Genomic DNA, 24,753 nt, shown 5'->3' with positions numbered 1-24,753 from the left:
TTGTTTTTTTCTTCTTAACGGATTCTCTGGCACGCAATGTCAAATCACCTTGCCACCCCATCGGTGTCCTCAACCCCGGATGTCCCGGCCGCNGCTCGGCTGGATGCCGTGTGTGAACGGCCCCCGAAGCTGACCGGACTGGATGACTTTCTGACCGAAAAGAATCCACAGCGGGCGCTGGCCTACTTTCTGTCAGAGCTGGCGCCAGACGGCCCTCTGCGTAGCGTACTGGACATTGAAATCGCNGTGCATCGGACCGTTGCCCGCATCGATCGACTGATCAGCCANCAGATCAACGCCATCATNCACCATCCGCGTTTTCAGNCGTTGGAAGCGGCATGGCGCGGTGTCTGGTATCTGACNTTGCAGGCCGAGGGCGCACGCAACATCAAGATCAAGCTGCTTGATATTGCCTGGNCAGAGGTGGCCCGGGATATNGATCGTGCCCTGGACTTTGACCAGAGCCAACTGTTCCAGAAAATTTACAGNAACGAATACGGTCACCCGGGAGGCGAGCCTTTTGGCGTGTTGATCGGCGANTATCAGGTNGCGCACCGCCCGTCGTCGCGCCACCCACAGGATGACATCGCCACCTTGGANGGCCTGGCTCAAATCGCNGCGGCGGCGTTCGCCCCCTTCATTGCCAGCGCCTCACCCGAGCTGTTTGGCCTGGACGATTTTGCCAANCTTGGCGAACCNATCAATCTNGANGCCATTTTTTCCCAACAGGAGTANGTCCGTTGGCGGGCGCTGCGCGAAAAATCCGACGCCCGCTTCATTGGNCTGACACTCCCGAGAACCCTGATGCGCCGTCCCTATCGGACCACCGCGGGCAGTTACAAAGGGGTGCCGTTTCGAGAAGAAAAAGGCGGCCGCCAGGGAGATGGATACCTGTGGGGCAGTGCGAGCTTCGCCTTTGCCGGTGTGTTGATTCGCGAGTTTGCCAATGTCGGCTGGTTTGGCCACATACGTGGCGTTCCGCGCAATCAGATCGGGGGCGGACTGGTGACCACCCTGCCGGTGGATCACTTCGACGCGGACCCTGCGGCTCTGGCCCCCAAGCCGCTAACCGAAGTGATCATCACNGANCGGCGTGAACGGGANCTGGCCGAGTTGGGATTGATCCCGCTGTGCCAGAGTTACCAGACGCCGTTTGCCGCTTTCTACAGCAATGCCTCGATTCAGAGGCCNGNTCGGGACACAGACCAGGGNGTNAACGCCCGGCTNTCCGCCATGCTGCANCACGTCTTGTGTGGCTCACGGGTAGCCCATTACATCAAGGTNATGATCCGGGACAANATCGGGGCGTTTATCAGCGCCGATGAATGCGAGCNGTTTCTGCGNCAGTGGTTGTTCCGCTATACCACCGGACGGGAAGATCTGGAGTGGGAGGAGCAGGCCCGTTACCCCTTGCGCGAAGCCGCCGTGAACGTCGAAGAACACCCGGAGCGGCCCGGACAATACCTGTGCAAAATTCATCTGGTGCCTCACTACCAGATCGACCAGATGGTCTCGGAANTGGAACTGGTCACCGAACTGGTACAGACCGGCTGACGGCCCTGAAGGAGAGAGGGAATCATGAGTCATATCGCAAAAACCCGCGAGCTGCGCCCATCCATCCTGGATCGCCTGCTTGATCACGACCCACAGGCTGTGCGCGAGCCCGCGCCGGCACGCCACCAGTACCTGAGCGAACTACGCCAGAGCGTGCGGCGAGATCTGGAGAATCTGCTCAACAGCCGTTTCTGCATGATCGAGCCCCCGCAGGAGTGTCCGGAAGCTACCCACTCCCTGCTCAANTACGGCCTACCGGACCTGGCAACCGTGAACATTTCCGACGCCGAAAAAAAGCAGCGCTTTGTGCAACAGCTCGAACGCATACTGCGGGAGTATGAACCCCGGTTCAAAAGCGTGCGGGTGACTCACCTCGAGAACCGGGAGCGCACCGACCGAACGCTGCGCTTTCGTATTGATGCGGTGCTATGGGCCGACCCAGCGCCGCAAAGCGTGGTGTTCGACTCGATTCTCGAGCCGGTCTCACGCAGCGTGAACGTCAAGGAGTCGCTCCATGGCTGATGAACTGCTGCCTTACTATGAGCGCGAGCTGGCTTACATTCGGCAAATGGGCGCCGAGTTCGCCAAAGAGAACCCGAAAATCGCCAGTCGCCTGGGTATCTCCACCGAAACTATCGAGGACCCCCATGTGTCCCGGTTGGTGGAAAGCTTTGCCTATCTCAATGCGCGCATTCAGCATCGCCTTGACGATGACTTCCCCGAATTCAGCGACGCATTGCTCGGCACCCTGTTTCCCCACTATCAGCGGCCAATTCCGGCCATGAGCATTGTGCGCTTCGAGCCCGACCCGGAACAGCTTGAACGGCCCTTTGTGGTTCCCAAGGGCACCGAGCTCGACACCCGTTCCTTCAAGGGCGAAAAGTGTCGCTTCAGCACCTGCTATGACACCACCCTGACACCGGTCGAAGTGGCCGAGGCACAACTGATGGGTCGCCCCTTCAACACTCCCGGGGCGGATCGAATGCGCGGCGCGGCCAGCGTGCTCAAGATTCGCCTGACGCCGCTCCTGGAGGGCGCCAAACTGGCCGAGAGTCTGCCCCGGTCGCTGCGGTTTTATCTAAAGGGCCAACCCCAATACATCCACCCGCTGTACGAGTTGTTGATCAATCGGTGTGAGAACCTGGTGTTGAGCGATGGCACCAACCGTCCCGTCTTTCTCGGTGGTGACCAGGTGCAACCGGTCGGCTTCGGCAAAAACGAAGGACTCCTGCCCTACCCCGACAATGCGTTCCTCGGGTACCGACTGCTGACCGAGTATTTTGCTTTTCCCGAAAAGTTTCTCTTCGTGGACATACAGGGACTGGACCTGTCCCGCCTGTCACCGACCCTCGACTCCCTGGAATTGTACCTTTACCTCGCTGATGCGGATGTGGAGCTGGAGCATCACATCAACGCGGCGCACTTTGTCACCGGTTGCACACCNGTGGTCAATCTGTTCGAACATCAGGCCGACCCGATTGATCTGGATCACCGTCAGTACGAGTACCAGATTCAGCCCGACATCCGTCGGCCCTCGGGCTACGAAGTGTTTTCGGTAGACCGCGTGATCGCCGCAGACGCCTACGGTAAAAGCGCCGAGTACCGACCGTTTTACGGGCTCAATCACGACCGGCACTACCATCAGGATCAGACCTTCTGGCACGCCCAGAGGCGTCACGCGAAACTCAAACCGGATAACCGGGATGAGGGCACCGATGTGTTTCTCAGTCTGGTGGATCTGGAGTTTTCCCCCAGTTCCGCCCGGGAAAAGACACTACTGATCGACACCACCTGCAGCAACCGGGACCAACCGGCACGACTTCCGTTCAATAACCGGGAGCCTCAACTGCAATGCGTTGACGGCAGTCCTCCCACCCGACAGATCCGGTGCCTGACTCAACCCACGGAAACTATTCGTCCGGCATTGGGTAACGCCGCTCGCTGGCAGTTGCTCTCTCACCTGCAACTGAACCAGCGTTCACTGACGGCTGGCGAAAGCGGTGAAGCCTTGCGGGAAATTCTGCGCCTGTACGATTACCGGCAGACCTCGGCGCATCGCTCCCTGATCGAGGCAATCACCGACCTGAAGGTCCGGCCGGTAAACGCACCGATTCAGGTCGCCGGTCGACCCACGCTGTGCCGGGGAATGGAAGTGACCCTGACGCTTGACGATCGCTTGTTGTCCGGCGTCAGTCTGTGTCTGTTCACTCGGGTGTTAGAGCATTTCTTTGCGCTCTACTGCTCCATCAACTCATTCAGTCAGCTTCGGGTCAAGCGCAAAGGCTACGACGGTTTTTACCGGNTCGGGCCNATTCGANCCGGGGGTAAAGTATGTCTGTGATCGCNCAGCTTCAGGCCGAACCGGAAGCCTTCAGCGCCCTGCAGATACTGCGTCTGCTCGAGTTTCACGGCTCCGAGCCATCCCTTTCGGAGCAGTCCCCGCACCGCCGGCCACTGCGCTTTGCCCCCGGCGTCGATGTGCGCCCTCTTTCTCAGGAAGCCATCCGGTTCNGCGGCCAGCACCGCCTGACGTTTCCCGCCGCGGAGATTGAACAGGTTGAGCCACGCGGTGAGCAGTGGTCGGTTCAGTCCAANCTNCTCAGTCTGGATGGCGCGCTGGGCCCNCTGCCCNACCACTATACCGAGCTCCTGCTTGAGCGGCAGAAGGCCAAAGACCCGGCCCTGACCCGCTTTCTCGATCTGTTCAATCATCGCAGCATGAACCTGTTGTGGCAGGCGGCGAGTAAATATCGCCTGCCCCTGGAATACGAGCGCGCTCGACGCCACCGTGGCTCGGCCACCACCATAGACCGACACACCGAGATGCTCCTGTCACTGTTGGGGCTGTCGCCGCGTCTGCTTCCGGACAANCCGGATCTTCCCGCCGAGGCACTGATNTATTACGGCGGACTGCTTTCACAGCCGGTGAAAACCGTCGACAATTTCGAGCAGATTCTCCAGGGCTATTTCCAGGTTCCCATCAGCCTTTCGACCTTCTCCGGCGCCTGGTGCGAGGTGCTGCCGGACATGCGCTGCCAGCTTCCGTCTCTGACCCAGCCCCGCGGACAGAATAACTGTCTCGGTCGTTCGACATTGCTCGGGCAAAAATCCTGGCTGGCCCAGAACCAGGTGGACGTGACCATTGGCCCGCTCGACCGGGCCCAGACCGAACGGTTTGCACCGGGCAGTCCGGCACTGAAAGCCATGGACCAGCTCAGTGCGCTGTACCTCGGTTGCGAGCATCAGTTCAACCTGCAACTGAAGGTTCGCTCCGAGGCTCTGCCCAAACAACTGCCGATCGGCACTGGCACGCCGGGGCAGCTCGGCTGGAATTCCCGGCTGCCCCGGTCAGCCTCTCGCCCGGACAGCGCCAACGCCACCCAGAATATTCCCGTGTCCACCCGGACGCCGGAGTCTCAAACATCTCATACAATCCGTCCCAAAGGACCCGGCCGTGCCGCCGCCTGAACGGTGACGCAGCGGTCATACTACAAGGAGTCGACATGATTACTCTGGATCTGAAATCTCTCGTCAACAAGCTGAACAACACCACGCGCAATGCGCTCGAAGGGGCGGCGGGCATCTGCCTGTCCCGCGGTCACTACAACGTGGAAGTCGAACACTGGTGGGTCAAACTGCTCGAGGTCGACGACACCGACGCGCAGGCCATTCTGGAGAAATTCGAGCTGTCGCCGGACACCCTGAGTCGCGCTTTCAATCGCGAACTGGATCAACTCAAAAATGGCAGCACTCGTCCACCCGCACTATCGCCCAACGTGGTAGAGCTGGCCAAGCAGGCCTGGGTACTGGCNTCNGTGGANTACGCTCACAGCCAGGTCACCAGTGCTCACCTGCTGGCCGCTCTGCTCCTGGATGACAGCTTGCGTCGATCGGCCGTGGCCAGTTGCCCCGCGCTGGAGTCACTCGCTCCGGAATCCGTCCGGGAGCTGGTCAAGGCACTGGTGGGCACTACGGCCGAGTCGCNGGAGCTACCGCCCGAACACGGGGTGGACGAAGTTCCTTCCAATACCGCCCAGGCCAGCAACACACCCTGTCTGGACAAGTACACGGTCAACCTCACCCAGGCGGCCAAAGATGGGAAAATTGATCCAGTCTGGGGTCGGGACCAGGAGGTCCGTCAGATTGTCGATATCCTGATCCGTCGCCGACAGAACAACCCCATCCTGACCGGCGAAGCCGGTGTCGGGAAAACCGCCGTGGTAGAGGGGTTTGCGCTGCGGATCGCCAAGGGTGATGTCCCCGAGCCGCTGAAGAATGTAGTGCTGCGCAGCCTGGACTTGGGACTGCTGCAGGCCGGAGCCAGCGTAAAAGGCGAGTTTGAAAATCGTCTGAAGTCTGTCATCGCCGAAGTCAAAGCCTCGCCCCAGCCGATCATCCTCTTTATCGACGAGGCGCACACCATGATCGGTGCCGGCGGTAAAGAGGGACAGGGCGATGCCGCCAACCTGCTCAAGCCCGCTCTGGCCCGGGGCGAACTGCGCACCATTGCCGCCACCACCTGGGCCGAGTACAAAAAGTACTTCGAACGCGATCCGGCTTTGACCCGGCGCTTTCAGGTAGTGAAAGTGGAGGAACCGAATGAAACCAAGGCCATTGATATGATGCGGGCCATCGCTGGCATGCTCCAGGCACACCACAAGGTGCGGATCATGGACGAGGCGATTGTCGAATCGGTGCGCCTGTCCAGCCGCTACATGCCCGGTCGCCAGTTGCCAGACAAATCCGTCAGCCTGCTCGACACCGCCTGTGCCCGGGTGGCCCTGAGCCAGAGCGCCACCCCCGCCCCCATCGAAGACACCGAGCGGGAGCTGGACCAGATCGCCGCAAACCTGGCCACTCTCGCCCGGGAAAATGCAGCACTGGATAACTGCCAGGACCGCATCGATGAACTCACGCAACGACAGGCTGAGCTGGAACAACGCCTGGAACAACAACGGCAACAATGGCACATAGAACGGGAGTTGGTGACCGCCGTCAATCAACACCAGGACACAATTGAAGCCGACCACGAGGCGGAGGGTGATTCCGGAGAGGCTGCCAATGCACGAGCGGAGCTGAAAACTCTGCTCGAAGAGTTGACCCGCCTGCAGGGCGATACGCCCATGATCAAGGTTCATGTCGACGGCCAGGCCATTGCCGAAGTGGTATCCAACTGGACCGGCATTCCGCTGGGCAAAATGCTGTCCGATGAGATTCAATCCGTGCTCAACCTGGGCGACACGCTGAACCAACGCGTCATCGGCCAACGCCACGCCCTGGACGCCATTGCCCAGAGCATTCGCACCGCCCGTGCCGGCTTGACCGATCCGCGCAAACCCATCGGGGTTTTCTTTATGGTCGGCCCCAGCGGTGTGGGGAAAACCGAAACCGCTCTGGCCCTGGCCGACACCCTCTACGGTGGTGAGCACAACCTGACCGTCATCAACATGTCCGAGTTCAAGGAAGAACACAAAGTCTCCATGCTGCTCGGCTCCCCGCCCGGCTACGTCGGTTATGGCGAGGGCGGTGTGCTCACCGAGGCGGTACGACGCAAACCCTACAGTGTGATTCTGTTGGATGAAATGGAAAAAGCCCACCCCGGCGTACAGGATGTGTTTTACAACCTGTTCGACAAAGGCACGATCAAGGATGGCGAAGGGCGCGATATCGACTTCCGTAACACCGTGATCATCATGACCTCCAACGCCGGCGAGGAACACATTCGCGCCCTGTGTCAGTCCCAGGAGGACACCATTGCGCCCGATGTGCTATTGGATAACTTCCGCCCGCAGTTGCTTCGACACTTCAAGCCCGCGTTCCTCGGGCGCACCACCATCGTGCCCTACTACCCGCTGGGCGATGAAGACCTGATGAAAATCGGCGCTATCAACATGGAAAANATCCGTCGCCGNGTGGCGGAGCATTANGGGGCCGAGTTCNGTTTTGAGGAAGATGTCTTNCTGCACATTATNGCCCGCAGCCAGGAAGTGGACACCGGNGCNCGGAATATCGAAAACATCCTGACCCGCACNCTGCTTCCGATGATCGCCTCGGAGTGCCTCGGCCGAATGGTGTCCGGCGAGCCGATTCAGCGGGTGCGTATCGGCGTGGATGAACAGGATCAGTTCANGTGCCAGTTGGATGCGTGACGGGTCTGACAGCATGATGCCAACAGCGACAAGGAAACGGCTCTTCATTATGCTGGGTCTGTTGTGTCTGCCGGCCGTGGCCTTGAGCCAATCGTTCGATCAGGGCATTGAGCGACAGTTCAGCGACCTGCGTGATGCCGTCCGGCAGGCACAGTGGCACAGGGTGGAAGAACAACTGCCGTCGCTTCAACACCACTATTCCTTGAGCCCGCCTCAAAGAAGCTATCTGCACCTGGCGGAGGCGCTGCTGTGGCAATCTCGGGGCGAGCACCGTCGGGCCATTCCGTTATACGAACGCATCGAACCGGACAGTGATGTCTACCTCGAGGCCCGCACCAACCTGGCCATCGCATTTTTGAAACAGGGGTGGTGGTCGGATGCCCATCGGGAGTTGGAACAACTGCTGGCACGCGCCGAACCGGAGGCCGAGCTGAAAAACCGCTGGCGCATGATGCTGGGGATGTCCCAGTTGCAACAGGGGTTCTACCGCGATGCCCGAACCACCTTCGGCACCATCGATCAGAACAGTCGTCACCGCGCTCACGCCTGGCGGGGCATCGGCCTGACGGCGCTGCACCTGGGAGACCACGGCGGCGCGCTCAATGCCTTCCGACGGCTCAAGGAGAAGCATGCGGAAGAGATTCCCGAGGGCGCTTTTCTGGTGGCTTTTACTTATGACCGGATGAACCGGCTCAAGCTGGCCGAAGCCAATTACCGGGAAGCCCTGCTGCACTATCAACACCAGTTACAGCAGACACAAAAAGCGCTGGCGCAGCGTTCGCCCGACGCAGCGGACACCCAGTCGCTGGAAGCTCAACAGAACCGGCTGAACACGCTGATCAGTCAAAGCCAATACGGACTGGCCACCATCTATGATCGCCGTTAACTCGTCTTTTCGCCCGCGCACACTGTGGCACGCCATCGCACCGGCTACCCTGGTACTGGCCGGTTGCGCTTCCCAACCGCCTGAGCGGGCCACGCTCGCGCAGCTCGACCGCTCCCCCTCAACTTACCACAGTGCCCCGGTCATCGGGCAGATCTCGGACGCCGACGCCAAGAGCGCTTACTATGAATTCCTGAACAACGCACCGGAGCACGATCACAGCCGTAACCAGGCCCTGGCCCGCCTGGCCGAGCTGGAACTGAAGGAGAGCGAGCGCTGGACCCAACAGGACGACTATCAGGAAGACCAGCGCTATCGCGCCACCCTGGAACGCACCGTCGAGCTGCTGACTCTGGCGCTGGCCGATTTCCCGGAGGCGCCCGGCAACGACCGCAAGCTCTATCAACTCGCTAAAAGTCACGACCTGTTGGGCAATCACGATGCGTCCTTGCAGGCCCTGGAGGCCCTGGCGCGACGCCACCCCGAATCTGAGTTGTATCCTGAAACGCAGTTCCGGCTTGCCGAGGCGGCGTTCAGCGCCGGTGACTACCTGGCGGCGGAAATTGCCTACACCGCGGCACTGCACAGCAGCCAGGACACCGGATTTCACGAGCGGGCGCTGTTCAAGCGCGGCTGGTCGCGCTACAAACAGTCCCTGTATGAACCCGCTCTGGAAGATTACATCGCGGTCATACACGCGCAGGATTTTCCGGACCTGGCCGAGCAATTCGAGAACCCACTGAACGCCGACCAGCAGGTCATCTATAACGAATATTACCGCTCCCTGGCGTTGGCCATGCAGCGCTACCCCCAATCGACACCGGTCGTTGATCTGTTCCGGAAACACGGTTTGACGGACCTCTACGCCCCCTACCACGCCAGCGCCACTCAGCTTGAAGACCAGGAGCGTATCAGCGATGCCGTGGCCGAGTGGCAGGCACTGATCGCCGCCGGGCCGGAGCCTCTGCTGAGCCTGCGGGCCCGGGCGCACATCGTCTCTCTCTGGCAGGAGCACGGGTTCACTGAGGCGGCTCTGCAAGCCAGTGAAACCGCTTACCGGGACTACCAACGCTATCGAACGCTCACCGCCGGAAACAAGAGCAATCCGGCGCTGGAAAAGAACACCACGGAAGCCCTTCGCCATCAGTGGACGCAAGTGGCCCGCCATTATCACAGTCGCTACCAACAGCAACCCGAAGACGCGCATTTGAGGCAGGCGCAGCAATGGTACCAACGGTATCTCGAGCACTTTGCCAGCTATGCCCAGCAGGACGGGATTACGCTGCTCTACGGCGATCTGTTGGCAGAAGCCGGACAAATCGAACCGGCCTTTCTGCAGTACGAGCGGGCGGCGTTCGATGGCTCGGTCATTCTCAACCAGGACGCGGCCTATGCGGCCTTGGCGCTGCTTGATGAATTGACCGGTCAACAACCGGAGCGCTGGCTCGCCCGCAACCTGCGCTACGCACAGGCCTTCGCCCGGCTCTACCCCAGCGACCCGCGCACGCCTTCCGTTGCCTGGCAGGCCGCCCGCCACGCGTTCAGGGCCAATGCCTACGATGAGGCGATTGAACTGGCGCGCTTTGCCCAGAATCACCCGCCCCTTCAACAGGAGGCTTACTCGCTCATTTTGCAGAGTCATCTCGATCAGCAGCGTTACGCCGAGGCGGAACAGGTCGCCCGGCAGTTACTCAGTCTCCCGGCACTGTCGGACGAAACCCGCTCGCTGACCGAAGCGCGCTGGTCGTTGAGCGTGTACCGGCAGGCGGAACAAGCGGAGCGTCGACAGGAATGGGACGCCGCCATTGATCATTTCCGACGCATTCACGAAGCTTACCCCGACAGCGACAACGCCGCGCGCGGACTGTACAACGCCCTGTCACTGGCGGGCGAATACGAAAACTGGGGCCTGGCCATCGCCCTGATTCAGCGCTTTCAGACCGTATACCCGGAACACGAATTGCGGGTCGATGCAGGACGTCAGTTGAGTACCGCCTATCTGGCCAGCGGTCAGACCGACCGGGCCGCTCGTCAGTATGAACGCCTGGCGGGCACCGAACAGGACGGTCGCGCTCAACGGGCCGCGCAGTGGAAGGCCGCTCAACTCTATCTTGAACAGGGCGATCGGGACGCCGCGATCAATGCCTTCCGCCGTTACGCCCATCGCTACCCGAACCCCTATCCGGAGAACGCCGAGGCCATGAACCACCTGGTGACGCTGTACACTGAATCCGGCGAACCGGAGAAGCGGGCGTACTGGCAACAACAAATCCTGACCCGGGACCGACAGCAACCGGATCANGCCANNACCGACCGGACGCGACGCCTGGCCGCCACCGCCGCACTCGGCCTGGGGCGCGATCACCACGAACACTTCAAGGCGACCCGTTTGAGCCTGCCGCTGGACCGAAGCCTCTCGGAGAAAACCGGACACATGCAGAACGCCATCCAGCACTATGCCCGCGCAGCTTCNTACGGCCTGACGGACATTGCATCGGAATCCACCCATCAGATTGGCCGCATCTACGAAACCCTGGCGCGGGACTTACTGGAGTCAGACCGGCCCACGGAACTGAGCGACGAGGCACTGATGCAATACAACATTCTTCTGGAGGATCGCGCCTTCCCGTTTGAAGACAAGGCGATTGAATTCTACGAGCGCAACTTGCGGCGTGTCGCGTCGGTTTCCTTCAATGACTGGTTGGCAAAAAGTNGGGAGCGCCTGGCCGTCCTGTTTCCGGTTCGCTATGACCGACCGGCCAAGATGAGCATTCGATTTCCAAAGATGGCGGAGTCAGAAAAACCAAACCACACCTCAGAACCAATCACCAACGCACGCCTGGAGGCGGACCAGCCGTGAGTACAAAGACACGATGGCCAGTGTGTGTATTGCTCTTCACCAGTGCACTGCTCGGTGCCTGTACCCAGACCACGAGTGGACCAGAACCCGGACCCGTGCGCGACCATGCACGCCAATCTCTGAGCGAGGAGCAACAGCGCCAGGCCGACNGGGCCGCAACACGGGCGGCCACTGGAGGCTACGATGCGGCGGCGAACATNCTGGANCAACTGATCGAACAGCGNCCTCACCANCCGGAGCTCTGGGCCAACCTGNCCACGCTGTATCACCGTTTAGAGAAATCGGAATTACGGGATCAGGCGCTGGCACGGGCCCGNGAACTGAACCCNGACAGCATTCCAGCGTTGAATCTGTCCGGCATTCTGGCGCTGAATGCCGATCAACCACAATCGGCTGAGCGGCTGTTCAAAAGGATAGTGGCTCTGGAGNCCGACTATCCCGACGCGCACTACAACCTGGCGCTTATNTACGANACTTACTACCAGGACCTTGAGCGAGCCATTNATCACTANCAGAACTATCTCGCGTTGATCGAGGAGCCGGACGACGCCACNACCGCCTGGCTCGAACAGTTGAAAAATGCGCTCAAACGTCAACAACATCGGGAGCACGCCGGATGAAGTACCGCCTGTTCACTCTCCTGANCGGCTTNCTGCCACTCCTGGTGGTCAGCTCGCCGGTTCCGGCCCAGGACAGCCCACGCATCGAAATCGAAATGGAGGCGACGCGCATCCGTTCCAATCGGGAGCTACCCAAGCTNCTGTACATTATTCCCTGGCNCGATACCGAGCTGAGCGACAGATCCGNCGANCGAAAAATCCTGATTCCCGATTTGTTNGCGGATTANTACGANCCGCTTTNACCCCGTGAGACGAAANAACAATCGNACGACAGTGAAGATCGCGACGCCCAACACAACGATTAATATTCTTGCGNCATAANTGNTTNAAAAGGCGTTCGCTTNTTTCGNAAAATTTAAATCATCACAACAAATATTTGAACGACAACGGATTGCAATTCCTAATAACAGTCTCGTTCATTAAGCGCTAAGGATAATAAAAAAAAGTAATACGTCATAAACCGNNCAGACAGTCATTTGTNNCTTTTNATTTTGNGNTACCATCTCCTGCNCCTTATGGTCATNNNGACNAAAGGCAATCAAGGCGACAGGTGNGTGNGCGATATAACAATAACGNGCACNCNNCCTGCTTTCCGTTCAGCAACACCAGGAGAAAACTACAAATGATAAGCACAACACAAAAGCGTAATGGCATTTACGCCGCCATGCTGGGCCTTGGCCTNGCGATGGCGGGACANNGTGCCATGGCTCAATCGGCAAATTGCGAATACGTTGTCAGCAACGAGTGGGGCAGCGGTGCCACNGCCACCGTTGAGATCACCAATAACGGCACCACCGCCGTCAATGGCTGGGACGTCAGTTGGACCTACGACAACAACCGGGTCACCAACAGCTGGAACGCGCAGGTATCGGGCAGCAACCCCTATACNGCGACCGACCTGGGTTGGAATGGCACGATTCAACCGGGTCAGACCGTNGAGTTCGGCATGCAGATTGATGCCAACGGCGGCGCCATTGAGCGTCCGGAACTGTCGGGTGACGTCTGCACCGGTGNGGGNTCTTCCAGCTCGTCCAGTTCCTCCAGCAGTGAGAGCTCCAGCAGTGANAGNTCCAGNTCTTCATCCAGTGNCGACGGCGCCACGGGTCAACAGTGTGATTGGTATGGCACGCTCTACCCGCTCTGTGACAGTCAGGACAACGGCTGGGGCTGGGANGACAACCAGAGCTGTATCGGCCTGANCACCTGTAGCGACCAGCCCGATCCCTACGGCCCGGTCGANGGCGGAAGCAGCAGCTCCTCTTCCAGTTCCAGCAGTGAGAGTTCGTCCAGTAGTGAGAGCTCATCCAGCAGCGAAAGCTCCTCCTCATCCAGCTCGTCCAGCAGCACGCCGGATGCGGGCGGTGTGTTCCGTGTTGACGAAACCGGTCAGATCACCCAGAACGGTGACGCCTTCCCGGTGCAGTGTTCTGCNTGGTTTGGTCTTGAAGGCCAACACGAGCCTGCCGATGCCGAAAACAACGCCGACGGTGCTCCCATGGAGCTGTATGTCGGCAACATGTGGTGGGTCGATTCCGGCCGGACCATCCAGCAGACCATGGACGAGATTACCGCNCAAGGGATCAATACCATNCGTCTGCCCATTGCGCCGCAGACCCTGGATCCGAACGATCCCCAGGGTATCGGTGACATTCGCGANGGNGGCGTNNTGAAAAACCACGAGTCGGTCCGTCAGGAAAATGCCCGTCAGGCGCTGGAAGATTTCATTGTCCAGGCCGACGANAACGGCATCAACGTAATCATCGACATTCACTCCTGCTCCAATTACGTGGGCTGGCGCGCGGGCCGGCTGGATGCCACACCNCCTTACGCCGANGCGGAACGCGAGAACTATGAGTTCAAGCGCGAAGGTTATTCCTGCGGCCCGGTAGACGACCCGAACGTACAGGTCGATCTTTACAACGAAGAGCTGTGGCTTGAAGATCTCCGGGAAATCGCCGGTCTGTCCGAGCAGTTGGGTGTCGATAACATCATGGCCATCGACATTTTCAATGAGCCNTGGGATTACACCTGGGCCGAGTGGAAGCGTCTGTCAGAAAATGCCTACCAGGCCATTGCCGAGGTNAACGACGATGTTCTGATCATGGTTGAAGGCATCGCNACCTCAACCAGTGCCGGTGACGAAGTGCCTCACGGCGATGAAGACTCCAACCCCAATTGGGGTGAAAACTTCTTCCCCTTCGCGGACGCACCGCTGGATATTCCCAAGGAGCGCCTGATTCTNTCTCCGCACACCTACGGTCCGTCGGTATTTGTCCAGCGTCAGTTCATGGATCCGGCGCAACCCGAGTGTGAAGGCCTTGAAGATATCGAAGCGGCCGAAGCCGGTTGTAACATTGTTATTGACCCNCAGCGNCTGGAGGCCGGTTGGGATGAACACTTCGGGTATCTGCGTGACCAGGGTTACGCGATGATCATCGGTGAGTTCGGCGGTCATAGAAACTGGCCCGCCGATGCGCCACCGCGCCATCGTGAAGCCTGGAGTCACGTCGAGCCCGGTATCGACATGCAGTGGCAGAATACCCTGGTCGACTACATGATCGAGAAGGACATTCAGGGCTGCTACTGGTCCACCAACCCCGAATCGGAAGATACCGGTGGTCTGTACGAGCACGCGTACGACCCGGTCTCCAATGAAAGTGGTTGGGGTCAGTGGGAAGGCTTCGAACAGGAGAAGTGGGACATGTTGCGCCGCCTGTGGGGCATCTGATTCCGGTTTTTCTGAAGCCTTGAAAAAATCCCCGGGCGGCTCACCACCCGGGGATTTTTTTGCGCTTAAGGAGCCAAAGATCCGATGGGTATTCGGGTGATTTCGATATCTTCCTTGTTGGTCGCGTAGGCGACATAAACAAACTCTTCGTCTACGTAGCTTTTCGGATAGCTGTAACCCGCCCGTTTATACTTTCCCTCGTACCGCCANGGCTGCAGGTCCGCTCCGCCGGCGCGCACCAGCCAGGCCCGATCAAAACGCTGCCCTTCTTTGCTCACCGCTATTGTCAGCGGAATCCGGGTTTTGTTTCCGCTGGGATTATTGACAATAAACGCCGAACCGTCCGGTAAGTTACCAGCGCTCTGCTTGGCCCTTGAATCGGGAAAGTTGGTGATCACCGGTTGCGTCCAGCTCGCCCCCCGGTCACGACTTTCTGCTGCCAGAATTCGGAAGCTGCTCTGTTGATCGCGGAAAGTCATCACAATGCGGCCATCGCCACGGCGATACCAGCTGGGCTCGAGCTCCCGGGTGATATCCGGCTCGTGCGCCAGATTGGGCAACTCACCCCGCTGCCAGCCCGACACGCCACTGGGATCATCGGTGAACCAGGGCGTGGCAATCAGCCCGGGCTGTTCGTGTACNGTGGTGAGGATACGCCCCCCAGGGAGTGCTCGAAGGTCCTGCTCCAGGATGCCGTTCAATGGTTTGCCCGCGCGGGTCATCACTCGCCGGGGTTCACTCCAGTGNTCACCGTCAGCGCTGGAAACGTACTCCACAAAGCCACCGCGTGGCTCAGCATCATGAGGCCATACGTTGATGTAGGCCACCAATTGATCGCCACTCACCCACCAGCCACCGTTGGTGATGGTGGCGTCTTTTCGGGGCAATGCCAGCGTCTTTGGGCGACTCCAGCTCGCGCCCTGATCCGGACTGATCGCATAGCGGATCTCGGTTTCCGGTGCNTCTTCATCCCGTCGAGAGCTTTGCCACTGAGCNTANAGCNTNCCCTGNAAGCTCATGACCACCGCGCCGTGGTTGTAACGGTAGTCCTCCGGGCCAGGACGATACACCGTAAAGGTTTGTCGGCCGGAGGCGAACGACAGTCCCAGGGTATCGGGTTGTTCAGCATCAAAAACACCCGGTGCCAATACCAGCGGCGCGCTCCGCCTGTCTTCCGACGGTACCGATTCCGGCCCGGCACAACCCGTTATTGCCAACAGCCACACCACGCCAGCCACAAGCGTCTTGATCCTATATTGTTGCATTACCGGTCGCTCTCCCTACGCCATCCTGATCCGAACTCGCGGGCGACGACGCCAGACCAGAAGCGACAACATCACCAGCCCGGTCAAAGAAACGCTACCACCGCCGCCACTGGTTGTATCGTTACTCATATCGACACCGTCATCACCGCCGTCGGGGGCCGGTTGTTCATCGCTTTGTCCATCCGCCGGTCCCGCCGGCGTATGANCGTCATCATACTCGGGACTGCGCTCACACTCGCCGGCGGGATCGGTGTCCACAAACACATGGACGGTTCGAGTCATGGNGTGACCGTCGGCGTCCTCCACGCTCAACGCAATCTCCGCCAGACCGCACGCCTCGGTGGTAAAAAAGGCCGTGCCATTTTCAAGCGCCACCGAGCCATTGCTGACTGAGATGATCGAATAGGCCGGCTCGTCGGTATAGCCACGGAACAGATCGGNAAGATTTAACTCGGCGGTTTCNCCCTCGCGGATCATTGTGTGAGGTTGAGCCATCCAGTCCAGGTACTCATCCAACATGGTGTACCCATCCCGNTCGGGATCCGCATTGGCATCGGCAAAGTCGTCGCCNCCGGAGAGCGGGTTCAGGCCATGAAGTTTTTCCCACCAGTCGGGCAGGCCGTCATCGTCGCTATCCCAATNGGGATCACGCTGCAGGTAGGGATAATCTTCATAGCCGCCCACGTCGTCTTCGTGATCGGGCANNCCCGGCTCNCCGGTGTAACTGCCNTCGTAGNTGGNCGTNCCGGNNAGCGTTTCCTGAATGACCCGAAGATCCTGATCGTCCTGCATCAAGCCCCCGGCCCCCACATCGGACAANACCCGTTTGTAGGCTTCGNCGGCACTGTGCACTTCGGCACGGGAGGGGAANAACGGNTCATNCACCCAGGTNTCATAACCGTTGGNGCTGCCNCTTTTCACCCGGCAGANGGCGGTCTGGTTGCTCTCGTCCGCNCGGCCGGGAATCACNTTACCGGAGCAGTAGTAACGCTGGGTTCCGGGGAAATTATCGTACTCCACATTGAGCGCGTACATTTCTTCGGTGGCCGGGCCCGGCTTGTAATAATTGTTGACGAAGTTCACNTCNTGAGCGCCACCATCGGTGGTCCGGCTGCGCCAGTTGTAAACCACGTTATTGAAAATATCCAACCGNCCGGCGTAGTNCCCGTTGCCATCCAGCCCGCCGGCCAACGACCAGTTNCGGCCTTCATTNTGGGCCAGCAGGTTATGGTGGAAGCTGCCAATATCGCCACTGATACTGGCNGCGTAACCGTGCCGCGTGCCCGAGGGGTAATTGTCATGCNCCGCCACATTCAATGCTTCGGCAATCAGAGTGCGCTGCAACGTGATGTTGCGCGCGCTGCGGGAAGAGAAGGCTTCATCGATGGTCCAACTGATCGAGCTGTGATCGACAATNGCGTGATCNGCACCCTGCAGACCGATGCCATCGTANGTGGTGCCGGCCCCCAGNCGNACCCGGATATGACGCATCACCACGTCACTGGCACCACTGACCCCNAAGGGTGCGCCCCGTACCACAATGCCTTTGCCGGGCGCGGTCTGTCCCGCCACAGTCACATATGAATCACTGATGGTCAGNCGCGATTCCAGATGAATNATGCCAGACACGTCGAACACAATNGTGCGCGGNCCNATATCGTTTTCCACCGCCGCGCGCAAACTGCCCGGGCCGCTGTCGTTCAGGTTGGTGACTTTCACTACCTGACCGCCACGACCACCCAGTGCAAAGCGACCATAGCCNTCGGCGTCGGGAAAGGCGAGCTGACGNGGCTGAAANGACCAGACATTNCCGCGNGTGATCCGGTCCTNCTGGTCNACCTGATCCACCCGCCAGAAATACTCTTCGCGACTGTACAGCCCCTGCAGTGCAAACTCACTGNTCGTNTGNCGCCCNCNATAAACCGAGCTGTCGCCGTCACTCACCAGAGCCTCATCGGTCCCGAANTACACCTCATGGGCNACCGCGTCCGGACCCGGNGTCCAGNTCANTGTCAGGTGGCCGTCGGTTGTTTCGACATGTCGATCACCGTCGGNCGGGAGGGGTTGTCGGGCNTGNTGGGCCACATTGGGCGTNTTCAANTCAAAGCCATTGATCACCACGGNTTCAATGTCCGCGCCNGCGNCAGTNTCGGCCTCGAACCGAACTTCAACATCGTCACCCNTGCTGTCGAACGTCAGGTACGCCGTCTGCGCCGCGGTGTTNTCCTCGACGCGNTTGGTCATGGCCAGGTCGTTCTCGACCTGAACACCATCCACATAAATATCCAGNGGCGCCACTGTGGTGTCGGCCCAGCCNTCAACCGANTTCAGATANACCAGCAGGCTGTGCTCACCGGCGGGCAAANCCGACAGCGTCATGGTGATGGCNCCNTNTTTCTGTGGTTCNCCGTCACCGAAATCCACCAGAAGGCCNTCGCTCACCAATCGGGCGANATAGGGNGNTNGAATATGGGTTTTGAACCAGTTCGAGCGCAGGCCGACACCACCGCTTTGGGTAAACNTCACGCTCACACCGTCGAAGGTTTCGCTNGCGGTGCTGACACTACCGATGGACCAGGGCGTATAACCCGGTTCATTGACTTCCGANGTCTGNCGNCCGGCAAAGTCCAGGTCCACTTTCACAACGGGATCTTGAGCCAGCACCTCGGAGGCGAGACTGGCNCACAGGAGCACACCCAGCCACCGGCCGGGANGAGGGTTGATTGTCATANTATCCACCAGATGTTTTTTATAGGGGTGGTTTGCCCTGCTATGGTGCAGGATCTCTCACAGTTCTCTCGGGCAGTATATTATGAGNNTTNTCGNCTTGTCACGGACTTGCCGCGCGGGGACCAGAAGGCACGTCCCCCTCCGCTTGCCAGGTTTGCACCCGATTTCTACCACCGGCTTTGGCTTGGTATAGGGCCAGATCGGCCTTCTGTAACAGGGATGAGACCGCTTCGCCGTGTTCATACACCGCGATGCCCATACTGACGGTCAGGCTGAACTCAGTGCTGCCAAAAGTAACTGGTGTGCTCGCAATGTCCTGGCAGAGTCTCTGCGCAAGCGCTACCGCTTCTTGAGCATCGTTGTTGAGACAGACTATGGCGAACTCCTCTCCCCCCATGCGCGCGGCCATATCACCGGTGCGTACCGACTCTGCCAGCAAAGCGCTCACCTGCCGCAGCGCCTCATCGCCGGCGGCGTGGCCGTACTGGTCGTTGACTCGCTTAAAGTAATCGACATCAATCATGATCAAAGACAGGGGCAGATCATGACGTTGCGATTGAGCGGAATAACGAACCAGACACTCGAGCAGATGCCGACGGTTCGGCAGGTTGGTGAGGTAATCGGTTCGCGCTTCCTGCTCCGCCTGCTGTTTGGCATCGCTGAGCTGGCGCGTGCGTACGGCCACCTCCGCATGGAGCCGCCGCGCGTGCAGCAGCAGCGCAAGGCCGACCATCGACACCAACGCCACCAGCCAATACCACCGGTGGGCCCAGAACAGCTCATCAAACAGGGAGTCCGGTTCCGCACTGTAGAGGAAGGCATTCAGATCCACTTCCCCGGTCAGCAATCCCTGGTCGCGAAACACCGACTCTATATGTCGCCACCGCTCTTCGTTCATGTAGCCGACGGGAACCACATTGGGCAGTATCAGTGATTTCGAAGCTTCCGCCTCGAACATCAAGTGCTCCCGACTTTTACCAAGAGTGTTGTAATCCCGCAGGATCAGGTCCACCACTTTGTCCGGATGGGTCAGGGCGTAATCCCAGCCCCGTCGAGTCGCCTCTAGAAAATTCCTAGTCACATCGGGGGCGGTATTCAGCATCGTTTCCGTGGTGAGAAGAATATCGCCGTAGAAGTCGATACCGTAATCGCTCGGACGAAATACCCGGTAGGGAATGGAACGGCGGGTAAACTCGAAGGGCTCATTCGTGCTGTACCCGTTATAACCTGCCACCTCCCCGGAGATCAGCGGTTCCAGCGAGGTTTCACTCGGCACCACCTGAACATCATCCACCGCCATTCCGGCGTTGGCCAGCATCGCGAGCAACTCCGCATTCATGTAGCCGCCGCTGAGCATCACGGGCTGATTTTTCAGGTCGTAAAGTGAGTCTATCGGCCCATCCGCGCGGGTCACCAACACTGAAGGCGAGGACTGAAAAATCGCCGCCAGCGCCACCAGCGGTACACCCGAGGCGCGGTAAATCAATGCCCCGGTATCCGCCACGGCGAATTCCACTCGACCACTCATCAGTTGGTCAATGGGCGATCGGCTTTCACTGCGCTCATACAGCGTCACGTTCAGGCCTGCATCCCGATAGTAACCTTGCTCGATCGCGGCATAATACCCAGCGAACTGAAACTGGTGGCGCCACTTCAATTGAATAGCCACCTCAACCAACGCCGACTCATCCTTCGCAGCGGCAATACCCGACACTCCCAGCAGCAGAGAAACCAGGACTAAAAGTGTCGTCCATGCCCGGAAATCGCCTCCTGAAAACACTCCCATTGACTCCATTATCGCCCCTGTGGCAATACGTCTGTTATTCGACCCCATTAAACAACTATAGCCTTACCGGCGCGTAAAGCAACTTATGAGGCATCGCCCGCCGCCGCCCTTTGTGAATCCGGTTACAGAACATTTTATCTGATTTTCATATAGCGGCTCTGCGACGGTGGCAGGCGCAGCACTGTCAGGGTGCGTATCGGTTACAGTGAAACACAGCTTATTTTCAGGCCCTTGACCGGCAAAGGGAAACCTCGGATATTTGATCGGTTACAGCGAAAGGGCAGTCGAATACCCGTCGTTTTTAAGTACCCCTAAAGCAAAAAAATGGCCGCCAGCCGGCCAAACAATCTCCAATAAAAAATAGTGAGAGAGTCAATTATGATCATCAAACCCCTCACCTTTGCGGTGATAATGAGCGGCCTTCTGGTCGCTTGCGGCGGATCAGATTCCGCACCGGACAATGCCTCTTCCAGTTCAAGCAGCAGTAGCTCGACGGCATCCAGCGCGTCCGAATCCTCTCAATCCTCCAGTGAGACCACACAGGGCGACGAAAACAGCCTGACCATTCAGGAGTACGATACCGGCTTCTGCCGACTCGACGGCACGGTCGACAGCGACAACGAAGGGTTCACCGGCCCGGGCTTTTCCAATACCGACAATGTTCCCGATAGCGCCATCACCTACCGGGTCAATGTGCCCGAGGCGGGTCACTACGCGCTGGAGGTGAGATACACCTCACTCAATACACGCCCCGGCGACATTCAGGTGAATGACGCCGACGCCGGTGAGTTTGAGTTTGCCACCACCGGTAGCTGGACCAGCTGGACCACTGAATCCCAGACGGTGGAACTCGACGCCGGTGACAACGACATTGGCCTGGTCGCGACCGGCGTGGACGGCCTACCGAATGTGGACGCCCTGACGGTCATCGGCGTCACCCCCACCGCGGTGGATTGTGGAGTGAACAGCGATGGCGATGGCCTGCTGCTCCCGCAGGACGGCAACCCGGTGCACAGCCGGTTCCGCAGCGCCCGTTTTGCCTGGAGTCAGGACAAGGCCGACATCGTTCTCTCGTACCAGTACGACCACGGCGGCTGGCCGAAAAACCAGGACTACGAGTTCGAGGGTAGCGGCGGCAATGACCTGGGCACCATCGACAACGGCGCCACCGTCACCGAAATGATTTACCTGGCTCAAGTCTATAAAGACACCGGTGAAACCCGCTACCGGGATGGCGTGCGCAAGGCCATGAACTACCTCCTCGATGCCCAGTACGACACCGGCGGCTGGCCCCAGTACTATCCGCTGCGAGGTGGTTATTCGGATCACGTCACCTTCAACGACAACGCCATGACCCGGGTGCTCACGGCGCTCTATCACGCCAACCTGGAAAGCGCGCCCTTCGATACCGACCTGTTCACCGACTCCGACCGGGCGGCCATGGCACACGCGATTGAACGGGGCGTGGATTATATTCTTCAGTCCCAGTGGGAGCAGAACGGCGAGCTGACCGTCTGGTGCGCCCAGCACGGTAAGGACGACTACCTACCCAAGGCCGCGCGTGCCTATGAACTTGAATCCCTTAGCGGCAGCGAGTCGGTCGAAATTATCGCGTTTTTGATGACCCAACCGCAGACGCCCGAAGTGGAAGCCGCCGTAAAGGCCGCTATTGGTTGGTTCCGCAGCGAGGGCACCTATCTGGACGACCACCGGTACGACAGCTCGGTGGAAGAGAAGATTGTCTACAGCGAAGGCGACCGTATGTGGTACCGCTTCTACGACCTGAATACCAACGAAGGCTTCTTCAGTGATCGGGATGGCGGCAAGTATTACGACATCATGGAGATCTCTGCAGAGCGGCGTAACGGCTACAGTTGGGGCGGGAGCTACGGAGAGAAAATCATTTCTTATGCGGATCGGGTTGGGTATTGATTGGTAGCGCATACCGAGGAGCGGCGGATGCGGCCTTCGGCCTTATCCGCCCTACGGGGCACCGGGTGGTGCTGATCGTCACTGGACGTGTGATCTCAGACTCGTAGGTCGGATTAGCGCCCAGCGCGTAATCCGACACAGCCCTGACATCACATCCACACAAACTATTGGCGCTTCAACTTCAACGCCCAATCCCGCTCCGCCAGAGCCGAACCGGCGGGGAAGGCGGCAATCTCAATTTCACCCGATTCATTCGCCATCACAGACATCCGATTGAGCCAATCACCGCTGATCGGATCAAACCACTGCATGGCATAAGACGCACCGGGCGTGAATCCGCTGAGCCTGGGCGCCACCGACGCATTCTCAAAATACAGCATCGCCAGATCCGCCTCGGCGGTGCGCATCATATAAGACCATCCGTCCAGACCATCCTCCGGTGCATTGGGTGCTTTACGCGGCGCGATGTCGGCGGTGACGGGAACCAGATCCTGATAGCGCTTACCCTCGGAGAGCATAAAGCTCTCCAGGTGCTGCATATAATTCGCTGACTGATAGCGCAGCGCATCCCAGATATGCGGCCGCGCCCCATCGGGCTCGCCCGTGGTGGTGATATCGTAGGCGGCGGTGCCGTGTACGTGCCCTGCCAAGCCACCGGACAACACTGAGCCGAACATCTGCGCCCGGGCAAAATAATTGTCCCGTTGCGAGTTGGGCGGAGGCTCTTCCCCACCGGGTTTATTGATCTCATGCAGCCAACCGGTGTAATAGGGCTCGAAGTTGATGGTCGGTTTGGGCGGATTTTCCAGGAAGAACTGCGCCTCCAGGTTTTCCCCGACCCGATGATCCCGGGGCTTGTTACCCACGCTGTGCATATCCAGCCAGGGCACCTCATCACCGGAGCCCAGGGTGGTATGAGTGGCCCGATCGATCAACACGGTATGAATCTGACCAAAGGGCGGGCGACCATAGGTCTCCTGGTGGTAAGTGAGCGCCTCGTTAAACTGATCGGCGGTCAGGCTGAAGTCTTCCGGCACCCAGTCCAGGTGAATGCCGCTGAACACAAAGTTGTAGGCCCCATAGCGGGCAATCAGATACTGCGCGAAGCGGGCAAAGCTCTCTTTGAAATCAAAATAGGCATCCCAGGACGGGCCGACATCCCGACGCACGGTTTCCAGCAGCGGCACAAAACCGACCTCGGACAGGTGCGCCATTTTTTTATCCAGGCTCTGGAAGTAAGCCGGCGTCAGACGATTGAAGTCCGACACCCCCGGGTGCTGGTCGGAGGGCGCAAACGGCAGATGACCGTACTCATCGCGCATATTCTTGGCGGTGAAGGTGCCCCAGTAACTTACGCCACCCGACGCATCGGTGCCCTGCTCATCGGACACATCGTAGCCGAACTTCTCCCAGGCGTTGCGCAGGTAAATACCGTTCTCATCGGCATAGGTGCTCGGGTTCAGGTCCGCCTCCCAGTTGGGGAACGCCGAGATCATACTGACGGAATTGAACCCCTGGTTCTTGCGGTAATTGACCGCATCCTCGAACCCTATGCCGGGACCGGGTTCGTACTCATCGGACGTGGCGGCGTTGCGGAACGGCAGCCGCCAGGTGGACCCCGCCAGCCAGGTGTCGCCCACCATAAAAAACGGCGTGCCATCGGCGTATTCCAGCGCGTGGCCATTGTCGCTGACGCGCACAAACCCGCGCCGGTTGGGGTTCTCCCGCTTTTCCGCTTCGCTCCAGCCGGTGGCGGTAAAGCGCCCGCTGCGATCGTTCAACCCGGCATCGTCCGGCTGGTTTGAACCGACTTCCCAGGACCAGTCCCCCGGTGCCGTGGCCACCAGGCGCACCACAAAGCGGTTGCCGCCGTCCCAGAAGCCGTACACCCGCTTGTCGAAATCGGGCCCCTTGAGCTGCACCCAGACGTCCACTTCGATGTAGGGGTTGTCGTAGGGGTTCTCGGCGTGGAAAACCAGTTGCTGCATCTCCCAGGTGCGGACGCTGGCCTCATTGGGCTGATCGGAGGACGTGGCGCAGGCCACCAGAGTGAACAACAGGAGTGCCGACAGGCACAGGCGGGAAAGACGGTTCATAACGACCCCTTATCGATTTACTTATGATGCAGGGATACTAGCAGAACCGCCCTTAAGGAAACTCTGATTAATCGCAGCGCAATTTGATGTGTACTCGAAAAATCGGAATTTCCGGCTATTTTCGGGCGGTATAAGGCCCGATCTGTTGTT

12 protein-coding genes are annotated in these 24,753 nt (G+C 59.3%); 9 read left to right on the top strand and 3 right to left on the bottom strand.

The window, feature by feature from the left end; genetic code table 11:
- Positions 1-36 precede the first annotated feature (36 nt).
- The 8 genes from tssC (at position 37) to CMG77_RS09000 (ending at position 14,794) form a co-directional block, all read left to right on the top strand.
- The gene (gene tssC, locus CMG77_RS09035; protein ID WP_286904198.1) at positions 37-1,554 is read left to right on the top strand and encodes a type VI secretion system contractile sheath large subunit; all 1,518 of its coding nucleotides are present in this window, start codon (positions 37-39) and stop codon (positions 1,552-1,554) included.
- A gap of 24 nt (positions 1,555-1,578) precedes the next feature.
- On the top strand, positions 1,579-2,076 hold the full coding sequence (tssE, locus tag CMG77_RS09030; protein ID WP_286904197.1) for a type VI secretion system baseplate subunit TssE: 498 nt from the start codon (positions 1,579-1,581) through the stop codon (positions 2,074-2,076).
- Positions 2,069-3,895 (top strand): type VI secretion system baseplate subunit TssF, encoded by a 1,827-nt coding sequence (tssF, locus tag CMG77_RS09025; protein WP_286904195.1) that lies wholly within the window; start codon positions 2,069-2,071, stop codon positions 3,893-3,895. The genes tssE and tssF overlap by 8 nt, the downstream gene beginning before the upstream one ends.
- On the top strand, positions 3,886-5,022 hold the full coding sequence (gene tssG, locus CMG77_RS09020; protein ID WP_286904193.1) for a type VI secretion system baseplate subunit TssG: 1,137 nt from the start codon (positions 3,886-3,888) through the stop codon (positions 5,020-5,022). The genes tssF and tssG overlap by 10 nt, the downstream gene beginning before the upstream one ends.
- Positions 5,023-5,057: 35 nt before the next feature.
- Entirely contained in the window at positions 5,058-7,703 is a 2,646-nt protein-coding gene (tssH, locus tag CMG77_RS09015) for a type VI secretion system ATPase TssH (protein ID WP_286904191.1), read from the top strand.
- A 49-nt stretch (positions 7,704-7,752) separates the two neighbouring features.
- Positions 7,753-8,589 carry a tetratricopeptide repeat protein gene (locus CMG77_RS09010; RefSeq protein ID WP_286806247.1) on the top strand — a complete coding sequence of 279 codons (837 nt, stop codon included), beginning with the start codon at positions 7,753-7,755 and terminating at the stop codon, positions 8,587-8,589.
- Positions 8,576-11,446, top strand: a complete 2,871-nt coding sequence (locus CMG77_RS09005) for a tetratricopeptide repeat protein (RefSeq protein ID WP_286904190.1) — start codon at positions 8,576-8,578, stop codon at positions 11,444-11,446. Before CMG77_RS09010 ends, CMG77_RS09005 begins: the two co-directional genes overlap by 14 nt.
- A 1,242-nt stretch (positions 11,447-12,688) precedes the next feature.
- Positions 12,689-14,794, top strand: coding sequence for a cellulase family glycosylhydrolase (locus CMG77_RS09000; RefSeq protein ID WP_502691811.1), 2,106 nt, complete (start codon positions 12,689-12,691; stop codon positions 14,792-14,794).
- Positions 14,795-14,859: 65 nt separating this feature from the next.
- Here CMG77_RS09000 and CMG77_RS08995 read toward each other — a convergent pair whose 3' ends face one another.
- Both CMG77_RS08995 and CMG77_RS08990 read right to left on the bottom strand, forming a co-directional pair.
- Positions 14,860-15,813: a sialidase family protein gene (locus CMG77_RS08995; protein ID WP_502691817.1), complete on the bottom strand. Its 954-nt coding sequence runs from the start codon at positions 15,811-15,813 to the stop codon at positions 14,860-14,862.
- Positions 15,814-18,889: 3,076 nt separating this feature from the next.
- Positions 18,890-20,446, bottom strand: a complete 1,557-nt coding sequence (locus CMG77_RS08990; protein ID WP_286806239.1) for a GGDEF domain-containing protein — start codon at positions 20,444-20,446, stop codon at positions 18,890-18,892.
- Positions 20,447-20,953: 507 nt separating this feature from the next.
- Here CMG77_RS08990 and pelA point away from each other — a divergent pair.
- The gene (gene pelA / locus CMG77_RS08985) at positions 20,954-22,507 is read left to right on the top strand and encodes a pectate lyase (protein WP_286806237.1); all 1,554 of its coding nucleotides are present in this window, start codon (positions 20,954-20,956) and stop codon (positions 22,505-22,507) included.
- Positions 22,508-22,671: 164 nt separating this feature from the next.
- Here pelA and CMG77_RS08980 read toward each other — a convergent pair whose 3' ends face one another.
- Positions 22,672-24,603 (bottom strand): DUF5060 domain-containing protein, encoded by a 1,932-nt coding sequence (locus CMG77_RS08980; RefSeq protein ID WP_286806235.1) that lies wholly within the window; start codon positions 24,601-24,603, stop codon positions 22,672-22,674.
- Positions 24,604-24,753: the final 150 nt, after the last annotated feature.

Source organism: Marinimicrobium sp. (genome assembly GCF_002695945.1).
Classification (GTDB): domain Bacteria; phylum Pseudomonadota; class Gammaproteobacteria; order Pseudomonadales; family Cellvibrionaceae; genus Marinimicrobium; species Marinimicrobium koreense.
Note: the sequence above shows the minus strand (reverse complement) of the source record. Positions and strands in the feature narration are given on the sequence as shown.